This window comes from Corynebacterium gottingense, assembly GCF_003693265.1.
Taxonomy (GTDB): domain Bacteria; phylum Actinomycetota; class Actinomycetes; order Mycobacteriales; family Mycobacteriaceae; genus Corynebacterium; species Corynebacterium gottingense.
The window spans coordinates 72,528-88,118 of record NZ_RDRE01000003.1; the positions used below are offsets into that span (position 1 = coordinate 72,528).

A 15,591-nucleotide genomic window follows, 5' to 3' on the forward strand; every position below is an offset into this window, starting at 1 on the left:
GGCATGATCTACATCGCTCCCTCCATCCTGGCCGCCGACTACGCTAATCTTGGCGCCGACGTGCGGAAAGTCCTCTCGGCAGACCTGCTCCACGTGGACATCATGGACGGTCATTTCGTGCCCAACCTCTCGTTCGGTCCGGACGTGACCAAAGCCGTCAACGGTGTCACCGACCAGTTCCTGGACATGCACCTGATGATCGAGGAGCCGGAGCGGTGGTTCGCCACCTACGTCGAGGCGGGCGGCGACCGGCTGGTTTTTCACGTGGAGGCGACCAGGGACCACGTTGCCGCGGCGCGCCAGTGCCGTGAGCTCGGCGTCCAGGCTGGCTTTGCCGTCAAGCCTGGCACCCCGATCGAGCCGTACCTCGACTCGGTGTCGGAGTTTGATCAGGTCATGGTGATGAGCGTGGAGCCCGGCTTCGGCGGGCAGAAGTTTATGCCCGAGGTGTTGCGCAAGGTGATGACGTTGCGCGACCACATTGCCGCGGAGGGCTTGGACACCATCATCGGCATCGACGGCGGGATCGGCAACGCGACCATCGCCCAAGCCGCGGAGGCTGGCGTCGACGCGTTCGTCGCGGGCTCGGCCGTGTTCGGCGCCGACGATCCTGCGCAGGCGGTGGAGCGACTGCGCGAATTGGCACAGGAGGCAACCAGCGGTCCCAGTTCCGCGAGTTGACACGTATCCTGAACCCTGTCAGTCTGTCGCAAAACCCATCTCATCCCAGGGCGCGCGTGTTGCGACGGGCGCCAGCCCGGGACCTAAGCCTCGCGCAGTGCGCGCGTTGAAGGAGTGTTGTACGCATGACCGCTTCCGGTGCGCCGGAGGACTATTCCCCGAACGCTGAGGGGTACACCCTCGCCATTGTGGCGACTCGCTGGAACGCACGCATTGTGGACATGATGCGCGAGCGCGCTCGGGATACCGCGCGCGAGCTTGGGGCGAAGGCAGATGAGTACCTCGTGGATGGGGCGATGGAGCTCCCCGTGGTGACCCAGGCGTGCGCGCGCCGCTACGACGCGGTGGTCGCCCTCGGGTGCGTGATCCGCGGCAAGACGGCCCACTTCGAGGTCGTGTGCGACTCCGTAACCAGTGGCCTGACCAGGGTGTCGCTGGACGAGGGCACTCCGGTGGGCAACGGTGTGCTCACCGTCGAGGACGAGGACCAGGCCTACGAGCGCTCTGGCGGCGAGGACGCGAAGGAAGACAGGGGAGCGTTGGCCGTACGAGCCGCGCTCAGCGCCGCAGTCGAGCTGGGCAAAGTACGGGCGCTGCACGAGCGGGACTAGTATCCGAAGGGACCCGTAGCAGGTTCCTGGTACCCCAACGCAGCACACCTATAGACGAGGCAGGAAAGGGAGAAGCGAGTGTCGGAGGATACAACCCAATCGAGGAAGCTCAGCGACGAAGAACTCGCGTACCTTAACGCTCTCGACCCCCACGCGGTGACGTCGTCCAAGCCGTGGGAATTCACGGCGAAGTCGCCGTTTCTCAGGCGTGTGGCCATCGTCTGGATCATTGTGGTGATGGCTGTACACATCTTTATGTCGGCCGTCGTGGACGTGAAGTTCACCGGGGTTGCCATCACCGGCGTGGACAAGTTCGCGTTCATCGGCGTCGGACTCATCATCTCCGCCTTGTCCTGGTACTTCCTGACCCGCCCTCGCGTTCGCGCTAATGAAGACGGCGTGGAGGTCTCCAACATCATCGGGACGAGGTTCTACCCCTGGCTCGTGGTCTACGGACTCTCGTTCCCCAAGGGTGCCCGCATGGCGCGCCTTGAACTCCCGGACTTTGAGTACGTCCCGCTGTGGGCCATCCAATCCGGAGACAAGGAGAGCGCGTTGCGCACCGTTGGCCAATTCCGAGAGCTTGAAGCGAAGTACATGCCGCAGGATTAACCTCCTGTCGCCGATGTGTGAAGGAGGAGCGCCCACGTGGCGAACCCGAAGGACTACCGCCCGGCCCCAGGGACCATTCCGACGGAGCCGGGAGTGTATAAGTTCCGCGACGCGAATGGTCGTGTCGTGTACGTGGGCAAGGCTAAAAGCCTTCGCGCAAGGCTGAACAACTACTTCCAGCCGCCCGAGCACCTGCACCCGCGCACCAGGCAGATGGTGTTCACCGCGGCCTCGGTGGAGTGGACCGTGGTGGCCAGCGAGGTGGAGGCGCTCCAGCTCGAGTACACGTGGATTAAGAGGTTCGATCCTTGGTTCAACGTGATGTATCGGGATGATAAGACGTACCCGATGCTCGCCGTGAGCGTGCGCGAGCGGTACCCGCGAGCCTTCTTCTATCGCGGGCCCAAGCGGAAAGGGGTGCGTTATTTCGGCCCGTATTCCCACGCGTGGGCAGTGCGCGAAACGCTTGACCTGCTCACCCGGGTGTTTCCCATCCGCACCTGTTCCAACGGCGTGTATAACCGCCACGAGACGTTGGGGCGCCCCTGCCTGCTTGGGTACATCGACAAGTGCGCCGCGCCGTGCGTGGGCAGGGTCGACGAGTCGGAATACGAAGACATCGTTGCTGGATTTATGGGGTTTATGTCCGGCAATACGGACAAAGTCGTGCGCGATATGACTGCGCAGATGGAGTCCGCCGCGGAGCACCTCGAGTTTGAGAAGGCCGCGCGGCTTCGCGATGACCTCGGCGCCGTCAAAAAGGTCATGGAGCGCCAAACGGTCGTGCTCAGCCCCGATACGGATGCGGACATCATCGCCTTCGATACGGACGAATTGGAAGCCGCGGTGCAGATCTTCAATGTCCGCGGCGGCCGCATCCGCTCGCAGCGCGGCTGGGTGGTGGAGAAGTCTGGCGACGAGCCCGGCTCCGCGGAGCGCCTCGACGGGGATGGGCCAGATCCTGCGCTGCCCGTGCTCGTGCAGAACTTCCTCGTGCAGTACTACTCCGACGCGGTGGAGCGCCAAAAGCAGGAACAGGCGGAGGACGCCCGTCGGGCCGCGGAGACCATCAAACGCCGCGGCGTGGACCAGGAATCGCACGCGGAGGTGCGCTCGCCAGTTCCGGTGCCCAAGGAGATCCTCGTGTGCGCGATGCCGGACGAGGAAGAGGAAGTCACGAAGCTGCTCGAGGGCCTGCGCGGCGCACAGGTGAACATCCGCGTCCCGCAGCGCGGTGACAAGGCGGCCCTGATGGAGACCGTGCGCAAGAACGCCGCCGATGCGCTGCACCAGCACAAGCTGAAGCGGGTCGGCGACCTCACCGCCCGTTCCCAGGCGCTCCAGGACATCCAGGACGCGCTTGGCATGGAGGAGGCGCCGCTTCGGATGGAGTGCACGGATATTTCGCACATCCAGGGCACCGACGTGGTGGCTTCGCTCGTCGTGTTTGAGGATGGCCTGCCCAAGAAGCAAGATTATCGACGCTACCGCATCAAGGAAGCCGCCGGCGACGGTCACTCCAACGACGTCGGCTCGATCGCCGAGGTGACCAGCCGCCGCTTCAAGCGCTACAACGAGGACAAGCTGGCCAACCCGGACGAGGAGTCTGCCGCAGTGATGTTCGCGGAGGAAGCCTCCGAGGTGGAAACGACCAATAACAAGCGGTTCGCGTATCCGCCACAGCTGTTCATCGTTGATGGCGGCAAGCCCCAGGTCGATGCCGCGCAGGCAATTTTCGACGAGCTGGGCGTGGTCGATGTCCAACTCATCGGCCTGGCCAAGCGCCTCGAGGAAATCTGGGTCCCGGACGATGACGAGCCGGTGATCCTGCCGCGCAACTCGGAGGGCATGTATCTCCTCCAGCAGATCCGCGACGAGGCCCACCGCTTTGCCATCACGTACCACCGCCAGCAGCGCTCCAAGCGCATGCGCTCCTCCGCCCTGGACGCGATCCCTGGCCTCGGGCCCTCCCGACGGTCGGAGCTGGTCAAGCACTTTGGCAGCGTGAAGAAGATGAAAGCGGCGTCCGTCGAGCAGATCGAAGAGGTCAACGGCGTTGGGCCGAAGCTGGCCGCGACGATTTACGAGCACCTACACAAGGGAGAATGAGCCCTCGCTGCAAATTCCTCCGCAGACTGGGACAGGCGCGGTCCGAGTTCCGTTAGGATGGCCGTATGACTCAGCACCAGGACCAACCGCTCCACCCGGTCATCATTACCGGCTTGTCCGGCGGCGGGCTTTCCACCGCTGCGAAGATTTTTGAGGACAAGGGCTACTTCGTGTCTCAGAACCTGCCCCCGCAGCTGATTCTGGAGCTGGTGGGCATGTCGACCGCGAAGGATTCCCCGGTGTCGCGTCTCGCCGTGGTGACGGACGTGCGCGCGAGGAAGTTCAACGGGTCGTTGATGAATACGATCTCGGAGATCAAGAAGCTCGGGTTCGCCCCGTTCATCCTGTACCTCGAGGCGCGTGATGACGTGCTGATCCGCAGGTTCGACTCGGTGCGGCGCACCCACCCGCTCCAGGACGGGGACACGTTGCAGCACGGCATCGAGCGTGAGCGCGAGGCGCTCGAGCCGGTGCGCGACATCGCCGACGTGATCATTGACACGACCAATCAATCGGTGCACGACCTGCGGCGTTCGATTGAGGCGTCGATAGGCGAGCTTGCGACTGGGAAGCAGCACGTCACGCTGGAATCCTTTGGGTTCAAACACGGCTCGCCGCGTGACGCGGACATCGTGCTCGACGTGCGCTTCCTCCCGAACCCTTACTGGGTGCCGGAGCTACGCGAGTTCCGTGGCGTGGACAAGCCGGTGTCGGACTACGTGCTGAGCCGGGAGGACGCGGAACCGTTCATCGACAACTTTGTGCGATTGCTCAGTAGCACGCTCGAGGGCTACCAGCACGAGGGCAAGGACTTCATCACCGTCGGGGTGGGGTGCACGGGCGGGCACCACCGGTCCGTCGCGGTCGCAGAGGAAATCGGCCGGCGGCTGCAGCAGAAGCCACGCCTGGAAGTCAACGTCTTACACCGCGACCTCTGCAGAAACTAGCGCTGCAGCGCAATCACACTGGGTGAGCGGGTCAGAGGGCCCGCCACCTTGCCGTATCCAATTCTTCATAGCTCCCGTTGAAAGGAGACCGCGATGAGCTCGAGCGAACGCCTTGCGTTCACCTGCCTGGGTGGCGGTCATGGTCTGTACCAAACACTGCTGGCTGCGCGGCGTGCGCAAGCGACGGACATTAACGCCGTCGTGACCGTCGCCGATGACGGTGGCTCCTCCGGTCGCTTGCGCCGTGAATTCCCCATCATCCCGCCCGGGGACCTGCGCATGGCCACGGCCGCGCTCACTGCGGATGACGAGGACGGGGAGCTGTGGCGCGAGGCGCTGCAGCACCGCTTCGGGGGAAACGGTGTGATGGCGGGACACCCGCTAGGAAACCTCATGCTGGTGAGCCTCGTGGAGCGCTTCGGCGACATGCAGACCGCGCTGGACATTGTGGCGAAGTGGACGCGGTCCGCGGGCCGAGTGATCCCGATGTGCTCACAGCCGTTGGACATCGAGGCGGATGTCTCCGGGCTTGATGATGACCCCCGCGTTCTCCGCTCCGTGCGTGGTCAGGCGGCGGTGGCGTCCACCTCTGGTGCTGTCCGGCGGGTTCGCTTGCTGCCCGAGCAGCCCGCTGCTTCCGCGGAAGCCGTGGCGGCGATTCGGGATGCGGACATCGTCACCATCGGGCCAGGCTCCTGGTTTTCGTCCGTGCTCCCGCACCTCCTGGTTCCGGAGATCGTCGCTGCGCTGAACCAGACGGACGCCATGGTCGTGGTGATGCTCAACCTCCTGCCACAGGCCGGGGAGACCCCGGGCTTTAGCACGGAGCGCCACATCCACGTCCTGAGCCAACACGCGCCGGAGCTGCAGGTCGACTACCTCCTCGCGGACAACCACATCAGCCCATCCGAGGGGGAGCGCACGCATCTCCAGCGCGCCGCGGAACGGCTCGGTGCAAAAATCGCGTTCCGTGATGTCCACCAGCCCGTGCCGGAGGGCAAGCAGGCCGAGAAGCACGACCCGGACAAGTTGGCAACGGCAATTTTGGAGTTGTACCGGGCACGCTAGAATCAGGCGTCGGTACACCTGGCCCCGGTGCGAAGCGAGAGGCCTGCGAGACATCAACTGCGAAGGGAAAGGACCACGGTGGCGCTGACCGCGAAAGTCAAAGATGAGCTGCTGAGCGTACGCGCCACCCAGGCAAGCGCGCAGATTGCGGAAGCAACGGCGATGATCCGGTACGCCGGAACGTACGAGCAGACGCCACACGGTACGGTCCTGCGCGTTGAACTTGCCGAGCACCCCGTCGCCGAGCGACTGCAGCAGTTGCTTGACGCGACTACCGGTGTCGCGACCACGCTCGAGGTCATCGCCCCCGGCTCCGCGAGCAAGGAACGCAAGTGCGTTGTGACCGTTTCCGAGGGGTTGCGCGAGGTCGTACGGAAGCTCCGCTTGATCACGGCCTCCGGGCATCCCGTGGAAGGGATGCCGCACACCATCATTTCCGGCCCGATCGCGGATGTGGAGGCTGCTTGGCGCGGGGCGTTCCTTGCCCGCGGCTCGCTCACTGAGCCAGGGCGCACCGCGGCGCTCGAGGTGGCGTGCCCTGAGGAAACTGCCGCCTTGGCACTCGTCGGGTTGGGGCACCGGCTTGACGTGGCGACGCGGACGAAAGAAACGCGTGGCATCGAGCGAGTCTTCGTCCGCGACGGGGAGACGATCGCCATCCTGCTGAGCAGGATGGGCGCACCGCTCGCGCGCCTGGAGTGGGACGAAAAGCGCAAGCGGAAGCAGCTGCGCGCGCGATCGGGGCAGCGGCTGGCAACGTTCGACGACGCGAACACGCGCAGGTCCGCACAGGCGGCGGCCGCGGCCGCGCGCCGCGTGGAGCGCGCGATGGAGATCCTGGGCGACAACGTGCCCGAGCACCTCGCGGAGGCGGGGTATCTTCGTGTGGAGCACCGCCACGCCTCGCTCGAGGAGCTGGGCAAGCTCGCGGATCCGCAGATGACCAAGGACGCCGTCGCAGGTCGCATCCGCCGCCTGCTCTCCCTCGCTGACAAGGAAGCGAAAGAGCTGGGAATCCCGAACACGCAGGCCGCGGTTGAGCAGGCCGAGCGCGGCGCGGCGGACGACGACGTCTCGAACGCGAAGTAAAACGACATCACAACTCGCGCACTCGTCTATTTCCGGGGGGTGTGAGATATGCCATACCCGAAAGTTGTTTCAGTATCACCTTTCTAGAGTTCGATGGGTGGAGGGGGAGCGGTCGCGTTTGCCGTGCTGAAGGCGTGTAGCTGGCAGGGGGAGGGGGCGGTCAGAATGTCAACCGGGCGCAAAACCCACACCGGTATTGGGGAAGTTACCCCCGGATTTTCGTCCGATTGTGTCCGGTTGTTGTGGGGTTGACGAGATGCGGAAAGGCCGATGCACGGTTGTTGGTCCGTCGCTACACTGGATTTCGACAGGCCAGGAAGTGAGCCAGTGGACGGCATCGGCGCAGGTGAAGCGCCCCGCCGAACGAGGTTCCGCTTCTCAGACCTGACCGTATGAGGTGCGCTGCATCTCAACCGACACGACTCAACAAGAGGAGTAATTTTACAGTGACTACTCGTATTGGCATCAATGGCTTCGGTCGCATCGGCCGCTCTGCATTCCGCATCATCCAGGACAAGTTCCAGGGCGAGCTCGAGGTTGTCAAGATCAACGATCTGACTGACAATGAGACCCTCGCTCACCTGATGAAGTACGACACCGCTTACGGCCAGTTCGGCCACGATGTTGAGTTCGATGAGAACTCCATCACCGTCGACGGTCGTCGCATCGAGGTCTCTGCTGAGAAGGACCCGGCCAACCTGGCTTGGGGCGAGGCTGGCGTCGACATCGTGCTCGAGTGCACCGGCGTCTTCCGCTCCGGCGACACCGCAAAGGCTCACATCGACGCTGGCGCGAAAAAGGTCATCATCTCCGCTCCGGGCAAGAACGTCGACGGCACCTACGTGTGGGGCGTGAACAGCGACTCCTACACCAACGACCAGACCGTCATCTCCGCCGCTTCCTGCACCACCAACTCCCTGGCTCCGCTGGCCAAGGTGCTGGACGAGGAGTTCGGCATCAAGTCTGGCCTGATGACCACCGTTCACTCCTACACCGGCGACCAGCGCCTGCAGGACGCACCGCACAAGGACCTGCGTCGCGCCCGCGCTGCAGCTCAGAACATCGTTCCGACCACCACCGGCGCTGCAAAGGCAGTCGCCCTGGTGCTCCCGAACCTCGAGGGCAAGCTCGACGGCTTCGCAATGCGCGTGCCCACCATCACCGGCTCCGCAACCGACCTGACCGTCCAGCTGAACAAGGACGTCACCGCTGAGGAGGTCAACGCTGCAGTGAAGAAGGCCACCGAGGACGAGGTTCTCGGCACCGCAATGCAGTACTCCGAGGAGCCGCTGGTTTCCTCCGACATTATCGGCAACACCCACGGCGCTATTTTCGACGCTGGTATGACCCGCGTCATCGACGGCAACCTGGTGAAGGTCATCTCTTGGTACGACAACGAGTGGTCCTACACCTCTCAGTTCGTGCGCATGACCAAGCACGTCGCTGACAACCTGTAAAACTAGGTACAGCGGATGAGCCCGGTGTGTGCGCATGCGCATGCACCGGGCTTTTTCAGCATCCGAGAGACCCCTTCACAAACACGACATACTCAAGGAGACAACAATGGCAACGCAGACGCTCAAGCAGCTTCTCGACGAAGGCGTGGAAGGCCGCCACGTTCTGGTCCGCTCCGACTTCAACGTCCCGCTCGACGAGGACGGCAACATTACTGACCCGGGCCGCATCGACGCGTCCCTTCCCACCCTGAAGGCGCTGCTTGACGGCGGCGCCAAGGTGATCGCCATGGCCCACCTCGGCCGCCCGAAGGGCGAGGTCAACCCGAAGTTCTCGCTGAAGCCCGTCGCTGAAGCGCTGTCCGAGCGCCTCGGTCAGTTCGTTGCTCTCGCCGGCGACGTCTCCGGCGAAGATGCGCACGAGCGCGCCAACGGCCTGACCGACGGCGAGATCCTCCTGCTGGAGAACGTACGCTTCGACCCGCGCGAAACCTCCAAGGACGAGAACGAGCGCGGCGAGTTCGCGGCCGAGCTCGCAGCGCTGGCCGCCGACAACGGCGCCTTCGTGTCCGACGGCTTCGGTGTCGTCCACCGCGCCCAGGCGTCGGTCTACGACGTCGCACAGAAGCTCCCCGCATACGCCGGCTACCTGGTGGAGAAGGAAGTGTCCACGCTGTCCTCCGTCAAGGATGACCCGGCCCACCCGTACGTGGTTGTCCTCGGCGGTTCCAAGGTCTCCGACAAGCTCGGCGTCATCGAAGCGCTCGCAGCGAAGGCAGACAAGGTCGTTATCGGTGGCGGCATGTGCTACACCTTCCTCGCAGCGCAGGGCCACAACGTCCAGGAGTCGCTGCTGCAGGAAGACATGATCGACACCTGCAAGGAGCTCATCGAGCGCTACGGCGACAAGCTCCTCCTGCCGGTCGACCTCTCCGCCGCTGAGAAGTTTGACAAGGACGCAGAGACGAAGATCGTGGACCTGGACGGCATCCCGGAGGGCTGGATGTCCCTGGACATCGGCCCGGAGACCGCGAAGAAGTACGCCGCCGCCATTGAGGACTCCAAGACCGTGTTCTGGAACGGCCCGATGGGCGTCTTCGAGTTCCCGAAGTTCTCCGCCGGCACCAAGGCCGTCGCAGAGGCGATGATTGCTGCGACCAAGAACAACGACTCCTTCACCGTGGTCGGCGGCGGCGACTCCGCAGCGTCCGTGCGCACCCTCGGCCTGGATGAGGCGGGCTTCTCCCACATCTCCACCGGCGGCGGCGCTTCCCTCGAGCTCATTGAGGGGAAGGAACTGCCGGGCGTCGCAGTCCTGTCCAAGTAACCAAGCCGAAACGATAGGAGAAATCCATGGCACGTAAACCACTCATCGCAGGCAACTGGAAGATGAACCTCGATCACCTCGAGGCAATCTCCAGCGCTCAGAAACTCGCCTTCGCGTTCCCCAAGGACGGCTACGAGCTTGTCGACGTCGCACTGACCGTTCCGTTTACTGACTTGCGCTCCATCCAGACCCTCGTTGAGGGCGATAAGCTGCAGATCACCTACGGTGCGCAGGACGTCTCCGCCAACGACAACGGCGCCTACACCGGAGAGATCTCCGCCACCATGCTGGAGAAGCTCGGCTGCACCTGGGTTGTCGTCGGACACTCCGAGCGCCGCCAGTACCACAACGAGTCGGACGAGCTCGTTGCCGCGAAGGCGAAGAAGGCCCTCGACCACGGCATGTCGCCGATCGTCTGCGTCGGCGAGCCCCTCGAGGTCCGCGAGGAAGGCAAGCACGTCAGCTTCGTCGAGGACCAGACCCGCGCGTCCCTGGCCGGCCTGACCACCGAGGAACTATCGCGCACCGTCATCGCCTACGAGCCGGTGTGGGCCATCGGCACCGGCAAGGTCGCGTCCGCCGAGGACGCACAGGAAGTGTGCCACGCCATCCGCGAGCTCGTGCGCGAGCTTGCGGACGACGCCACCGCCGACGGCATCCGCATCCTCTACGGCGGTTCCGTCAAGGCCAACACCGTCGCCGAGATCGTCGGCCAGGCTGACGTCGACGGCGGTCTGGTCGGCGGTGCTTCGCTCAACGGCGAGGACTTTGCCAAGCTGGCCGCTGCGGCAGCAAACTCGGTCCAGTAGGCGCCGTGCAGCAGACCGCAAGGTCGCTGCACGGGGCACGTTCCCCATGGTGTACGATTTAGCAAGTTCACCAACATCCCATTTGAAAGTGGAGGATCGTCCCGCATGACGTTGGCTTTGGAGATCGTGCTCGTAATCGCGTCGGTGCTTGCGACCGTGTTCGTCCTGCTCCACAAGGGCAAGGGCGGCGGCCTGTCCAGCCTCTTCGGTGGTGGCGTGCAGTCCAACCTGTCCGGTTCCACCATCGTGGAGAAGAACCTGGACCGCTACACCATCATCATCTCGCTGATCTGGGTGGCGTGCATCATCGCGCTCAACCTGATCCAGACCTACTCGGCGTAGCGCGCACAAGCACGTAGCAATACGGCACAGACCTCGGGCCCCTTCCGGCAAACAATGCTGGGAGGGGCCCGTGGCGTCGGTAAGCGCTCTGCTTAAAGCATCGAGGCGGCGTCGTCGGAGACAAAGAGCACCGTCTCCGCGCGGCCCTGCGCGCCGGCGGCCGGCCACTCCTCGGCCGGCGCACCGTGCGCAACTTGGGACGCGGCCTCCGCCTTCTCCGCTCCAGCAACGAGCAACCACACCCGCTCGGCGCTGCGCACTGCCGGCAATGTGAGTGTCGCGCGCTCGGCCGGCGGCTTGGGCGAATCGGTGACGGCGAGCGTGGTGCGCGTGTCCTCGCGCACTGCGTCGGTGTGGGGGAAGAGCGAATTGATGTGGCCCTCGCCGCCCATGCCGAGGAGGTGGAGATCGAACCCCCGCGGGGCGTGCTGGGCCACCGTTGACGCGTACTCGCGCACCTGGTCCGACATGTCCCCGCCGTCCAGGCCCCAGCCGTGGATACGCTCGGCGGAGACGTTCACCTTGCTCAGCAGCGCGGCGCGGGCCTGTCCCTCGTTGGAGTCGGGGTGCGTGGCGGGGACGTTGCGTTCGTCGCCGAAGAAGAACTCGACGCGGTTGAAGTCGATGCCCTTCAGCGTTGCCATGGCGCTGAGCAGCTCGATGCCTGCGGTACCGCCGGTCAGGACGACGCGCGCCACACCGTCGCCGTGGATCCCGCCGGCGGGGTCAGCCTGAATACCCCGCAGCAGAGCGGCGAACTGCTCCGCGGCCGCGGCAACGAGGGCAGGACGGTCGGGAAACTGGGAAACGGTCACGTGTGCTGGCACAATCGACCTCCTTCTGATGTGGTTACTGCTCTGTCGCGCGAGTCACTCCGGACAGCCCCCGGAGAGCGCGCGCGTAGGTGACATCGTTGTCCAGGTGGCGCAGCTCCTCAGCGAGGCACTCCGCGTCGGTCCGCGCACTCAGCGCCACGTAGGAGTCGGGGCTTCCCGGCACGGTGATGCGGGCTGTGTTGTCGTCGACGACCTCGATCGTTACGTCGCCCCCGACACAATGCAGCGCGAGCCGCGTGATGGGTGCGCCGTGCACTGCGGAGTCGTTTGTGGAGTCGTTTGTGGAGTCGCTGATACCGCGCGTCACGTCGACGTTGAGGCACGCGGCGAGCCAGCCAGCGGCGATGTCCACGGAAGGATCGTCAGTAGGACCGTCAATGTGGACGGATTGCACCGGGTCGTCGTGGTAGCGGTCCAGCGCGGAGGCGACGGCCCCGCGCCACGGGGTGATGCGGGACCACGCGAGGTCGGAGTCGCCGGGCTGGTAGCCGTCCGTGCGGGCGCGGAGTTGGTCCCCGGAGGCATCGGAGTGGGCGTTGGTTATGCGGCGCTGCGCGATGCTGCCCAGCTCCGCCTCCTTCGGGCAGGAGGGTGCCTCGTTTGGCCACCAGGCCACAATCGGCGTGTCCGGCAGCAGCAGCGGGGTGACCACGGCGCCGAGGTGATGCGTGAGGTCACCGAAGAGGCGCATGACGACCATTTCGGACGCGCCCGAATGCGCAGCCACGATGAGATCGGCGTTCATGCTGGTGGGCGCGGTTTCGTCGCCAAGCAATAGCACGAGCACGCGGGCGGGGTGCTCGCGGGTCGCGGCGCGCACCGTCTCAAGGATCTTGTCGGAATCCTCGGTGTCGCGCGCGGCGACGAGGAGGGTGAGCACGCGGCCCGAGGACAGCGAGAAGTTTTCTTGCGCTTGGATCAGCGCGTTCGCGATCTGGCTGGTGGTGGTGTCCGGGAGTGAGATGATCACAGCCGCAAATCCTTTCTTAGGGGCGCCGCCAGACGCGGCCGTCCTTTTCCAACATGTGGTTCGCCGACGCCGGACCCCAGGTGCCGGCCTCGTATTCGTCGGGGCGGCCTTGCTGGGCCCAAAAGTTGAGGATCGGGTCGAGGATCTCCCAGCTCCGCTCCACCTCGGCGTTGGTGGGGAAGAGGCTCGATTCATCCAGCAGCGCGTCCAGGATGAGTCGCTCGTAGGCTTCGGGCGACTGCTCGGTGAACGCCTCCGAGTACGCGAAGTCCATGTTGACGTCACGGACTTCCAGGCCCACGCCCGGCACCTTCGAGCCGAAGCGCATGAGCACGCCCTCGTCCGGCTGGATGCGGATCACCACGGCGTTGTTGGTGAGCAAGTTCGTCTGGTCAGGGTAGAAGGGCTGGTACGGCGGACGCTTGAACACCAACGCAATCTCGGTCACGCGTCGGCCGAGACGCTTGCCGGTGCGCAGGTAGAACGGCACGCCGGCCCAGCGGCGCGAATTGATCTCCAGGGTGCAGGCCGCGAAGGTCTCGGTCTCGGAGTCCGGGTCGAAGCCCTCCTCGTCGCGCAGTCCCACGACCGGTACGGAGCCCTGCAGCCCGGCGGTGTACTGGCCGCGGGCGGTCGTCTCTTCGAACGGTCCGGTGGGCGAGGTCGCGCGCAGCACCTTGAGCTTCTCCGAGCGCAGCTGGTGCGGGGAGAAAGACGTCGGCTCCTCCATCGCCACGAGCGCGAGGAGCTGGATGAGGTGGTTTTGGATCACGTCGCGCGCCGCGCCGATGCCGTCGTAGTACCCGGCGCGGCCGCCCAGCCCGATGTCCTCGGCCATGGTGATCTGGACGTGGTCGATGTAGTGCGAATTCCAGATCGGCTCAAACATCTGGTTGGAAAAGCGCAGCGCCATGATGTTCTGCACCGTTTCCTTGCCCAGGTAGTGGTCGATGCGGAACACGGCGTGCTCGGGGAAGACGGTGTTGACCACCTTGTTCAGTTCCTTCGCCGAGGCGAGGTCGTGACCGAACGGCTTCTCAATGATCACGCGGCGCCACTGCCCGTCTCCGGGGTGGGCCATGCCGCAGCGGTCCAGCTGGTGGACCACGTTGGCAAAGAACTCCGGCGGCACGGACAGGTAGTACGCCCAGTTTCCGGCAGTGCCCTGGCTCCGGTCCATCTCCGCGAGGACGGTGGCGAGCCGATCGAACGCGGTGTCGTCGTCAAATGCCCCGGAGACGAAGTGGATCCCTTCCGCCAGGCGGTTCCAGACGTTGGTGTTGAACTTGGTTCGCGAGCGCGCCTCGACCGCCTCGCGGACGTAGTGCTCGAAGTCCTGCTTGCTCCAGTCGCGCCGACCGAACCCGACGAGGGCGAATCCGGCCGGCAGGAGGCCGCGGCTTGCAAGATCGTAGACGGCGGGAAGGAGCTTCTTCCTGGCCAGGTCACCGGTGACCCCGAAAATCACCAGACCAGATGGTCCGGCAATACGGGGCAGCCGCTTATCGACGGCCGACCGCAGCGGATTCCCCCGCTGTACCTGCGCGTCTCTCTCTTCGATCACCTTTGTCGCGTCTCCTTTTGCCTACCGCTTCCGGAACAATGAACCCTTAGAGGTTAGCTGTTGAGCTTCGTTTCAGTGGAGTCGAGCAGGTCCTGCCACGCGGTGACGAACTTCTCCACACCCTCGCGCTCCAGCACCGCGATGACATCGTCCATGTCGATGCCGACCTTCTCCAGGCCGTCGAAGACCTGCTTCGCCGCCTCGTCTCCGTGCGTCAGGGTGTCGCCCTTGAGCTCGTCCATATCGTTGACGGCTTCAATCGTGCCCATCGGCATGGTGTTGACCGTGTCCGGGCCGGCGAGCTCGACTACGTACATGTTCTTGGGGTACTCGGGGTTCTTCACACCGGTCGACGCCCACAGCGGGCGCTGCTTGTTTGCCCGCGGCGGGAGCTCGTCCAGGTCGTTGAAGGAGTCGAGGAAGAGGCGGTAGGCCAGGCGGGCGTTGGCGATGCCCGCCTTACCGCGCAGCGCGAGGGCCTCGTCGGTACCGATGGTCTCCAGGCGCTTATCCACCTCGACGTCCATGCGGGAGACGAAGAAGGACGCGACGGAGTGGATGTGCTCCACGTCGTGCCCGTTCTTAGCGGCCAGCTTGATGCCCTCCTTGTAGGCGTCGATGACCTGCTTGTAGCGGTCGACGGAGAAAATCAGCGTGACGTTGACGCTGATGCCCTCGGACAGGGCCGTCGTGATTGCCGGCAGCGACTCGTCGGTGGCCGGGATCTTGATCATGGCGTTGCGGCGGCCGACCTGCTTCCACAGCTCGCGCGCTTGCGCAATGGTCTTCGCCTCGTCGTGGGCGTAGCGAGGGTCGACCTCGATGGACACGCGGCCGTCTCGGCCGTTGGTGTCCTGGTAGATGGGGTCAATAACGTCGCAGGCCTGCTGGACGTCCGCGATGCTCATACGGTACACGGCCTCCTCGGCGGAGACACCCTCCTTGCGCAGCTCCTCGAGCTGGCGGTCATAGTCGCCGCCGGCGGAGATTGCCGCGGAGAAGATCGCCGGGTTCGTAGTGATCCCGAGGATGTTTCGCTCAAGGAGGAACGTCTCGAAGTTCCCCTGACCGTTGAGAAGGTCGCGGGAGAGATCGTCCAGCCAGACGGAAGTACCGATGTCATAAATGCGGTTGGTTGCAACCATGTTGTCGTGTGCCACGGTGCGGTCCTT

At 64.7% G+C, this 15,591-nt stretch carries 15 protein-coding genes; 11 read left to right on the forward strand and 4 right to left on the reverse strand.

What is annotated here, in order from left to right:
* Positions 1–3 precede the first annotated feature (3 nt).
* From rpe to secG, 11 genes are all read left to right on the forward strand, one after another.
* Positions 4–681 carry a ribulose-phosphate 3-epimerase gene (gene rpe / locus EAW56_RS02955; RefSeq protein WP_095536190.1) on the forward strand — a complete coding sequence of 226 codons (678 nt, stop codon included), beginning with the start codon at positions 4–6 and terminating at the stop codon, positions 679–681.
* 125 nt (positions 682–806) lie between these two features.
* Positions 807–1,292 carry a 6,7-dimethyl-8-ribityllumazine synthase gene (ribH, locus tag EAW56_RS02960; protein ID WP_095276428.1) on the forward strand — a complete coding sequence of 162 codons (486 nt, stop codon included), beginning with the start codon at positions 807–809 and terminating at the stop codon, positions 1,290–1,292.
* 78 nt (positions 1,293–1,370) lie between these two features.
* Positions 1,371–1,904 (forward strand): PH domain-containing protein, encoded by a 534-nt coding sequence (locus EAW56_RS02965; RefSeq protein ID WP_095276431.1) that lies wholly within the window; start codon positions 1,371–1,373, stop codon positions 1,902–1,904.
* Between the two features lie 36 nt (positions 1,905–1,940).
* A complete protein-coding gene (gene uvrC / locus EAW56_RS02970) occupies positions 1,941–4,013 on the forward strand; it encodes an excinuclease ABC subunit UvrC (RefSeq protein ID WP_095536618.1) in 2,073 nt (690 codons plus the stop codon).
* A gap of 65 nt (positions 4,014–4,078) precedes the next feature.
* On the forward strand, positions 4,079–4,960 hold the full coding sequence (gene rapZ / locus EAW56_RS02975) for an RNase adapter RapZ (RefSeq protein ID WP_095276437.1): 882 nt from the start codon (positions 4,079–4,081) through the stop codon (positions 4,958–4,960).
* Between the two features lie 93 nt (positions 4,961–5,053).
* Positions 5,054–6,028, forward strand: a complete 975-nt coding sequence (locus EAW56_RS02980) for a gluconeogenesis factor YvcK family protein (protein WP_095536186.1) — start codon at positions 5,054–5,056, stop codon at positions 6,026–6,028.
* Positions 6,029–6,106: 78 nt separating this feature from the next.
* Positions 6,107–7,117: a DNA-binding protein WhiA gene (gene whiA / locus EAW56_RS02985; RefSeq protein WP_095536616.1), complete on the forward strand. Its 1,011-nt coding sequence runs from the start codon at positions 6,107–6,109 to the stop codon at positions 7,115–7,117.
* A gap of 446 nt (positions 7,118–7,563) precedes the next feature.
* Positions 7,564–8,574: a type I glyceraldehyde-3-phosphate dehydrogenase gene (gene gap, locus EAW56_RS02990; protein WP_095276446.1), complete on the forward strand. Its 1,011-nt coding sequence runs from the start codon at positions 7,564–7,566 to the stop codon at positions 8,572–8,574.
* Positions 8,575–8,680: 106 nt separating this feature from the next.
* Positions 8,681–9,898 carry a phosphoglycerate kinase gene (locus EAW56_RS02995; protein ID WP_095276449.1) on the forward strand — a complete coding sequence of 406 codons (1,218 nt, stop codon included), beginning with the start codon at positions 8,681–8,683 and terminating at the stop codon, positions 9,896–9,898.
* Positions 9,899–9,924: 26 nt separating this feature from the next.
* Positions 9,925–10,707, forward strand: a complete 783-nt coding sequence (tpiA, locus tag EAW56_RS03000; protein WP_095553725.1) for a triose-phosphate isomerase — start codon at positions 9,925–9,927, stop codon at positions 10,705–10,707.
* Positions 10,708–10,812: 105 nt separating this feature from the next.
* Positions 10,813–11,049: a preprotein translocase subunit SecG gene (secG, locus tag EAW56_RS03005; protein ID WP_095276455.1), complete on the forward strand. Its 237-nt coding sequence runs from the start codon at positions 10,813–10,815 to the stop codon at positions 11,047–11,049.
* Between the two features lie 92 nt (positions 11,050–11,141).
* Here secG and pgl read toward each other — a convergent pair whose 3' ends face one another.
* Genes pgl through tal form a run of 4 tightly spaced genes read right to left on the reverse strand, consistent with a single transcriptional unit; the run spans position 11,142 to position 15,564 of the window.
* Positions 11,142–11,876, reverse strand: a complete 735-nt coding sequence (gene pgl / locus EAW56_RS03010) for a 6-phosphogluconolactonase (protein WP_239213893.1) — start codon at positions 11,874–11,876, stop codon at positions 11,142–11,144.
* Positions 11,877–11,898: 22 nt separating this feature from the next.
* Positions 11,899–12,855, reverse strand: coding sequence for a glucose-6-phosphate dehydrogenase assembly protein OpcA (locus EAW56_RS03015; RefSeq protein ID WP_122084985.1), 957 nt, complete (start codon positions 12,853–12,855; stop codon positions 11,899–11,901).
* A gap of 16 nt (positions 12,856–12,871) precedes the next feature.
* Positions 12,872–14,419, reverse strand: a complete 1,548-nt coding sequence (zwf, locus tag EAW56_RS03020) for a glucose-6-phosphate dehydrogenase (protein ID WP_122084987.1) — start codon at positions 14,417–14,419, stop codon at positions 12,872–12,874.
* Between the two features lie 53 nt (positions 14,420–14,472).
* Positions 14,473–15,564, reverse strand: coding sequence for a transaldolase (gene tal, locus EAW56_RS03025; RefSeq protein ID WP_122085090.1), 1,092 nt, complete (start codon positions 15,562–15,564; stop codon positions 14,473–14,475).
* Positions 15,565–15,591: the final 27 nt, after the last annotated feature.

What these genes read in the sequence shown, in the direction of transcription:
- rpe (WP_095536190.1), top strand. Translation starts at nt 4, where the DNA reads ATGATCTACATCGCTCCCTCCATCCTGGCCGCCGACTACGCTAATCTT.
- ribH (WP_095276428.1), top strand. Translation starts at nt 807, where the DNA reads ATGACCGCTTCCGGTGCGCCGGAGGACTATTCCCCGAACGCTGAGGGG.
- rapZ (WP_095276437.1), top strand. Translation starts at nt 4,079, where the DNA reads ATGACTCAGCACCAGGACCAACCGCTCCACCCGGTCATCATTACCGGC.
- EAW56_RS02980 (WP_095536186.1), top strand. Translation starts at nt 5,054, where the DNA reads ATGAGCTCGAGCGAACGCCTTGCGTTCACCTGCCTGGGTGGCGGTCAT.
- EAW56_RS02995 (WP_095276449.1), top strand. Translation starts at nt 8,681, where the DNA reads ATGGCAACGCAGACGCTCAAGCAGCTTCTCGACGAAGGCGTGGAAGGC.
- tpiA (WP_095553725.1), top strand. Translation starts at nt 9,925, where the DNA reads ATGGCACGTAAACCACTCATCGCAGGCAACTGGAAGATGAACCTCGAT.
- secG (WP_095276455.1), top strand. Translation starts at nt 10,813, where the DNA reads ATGACGTTGGCTTTGGAGATCGTGCTCGTAATCGCGTCGGTGCTTGCG.
- tal (WP_122085090.1), bottom strand. Translation starts at nt 15,564, where the DNA reads ATGGTTGCAACCAACCGCATTTATGACATCGGTACTTCCGTCTGGCTG.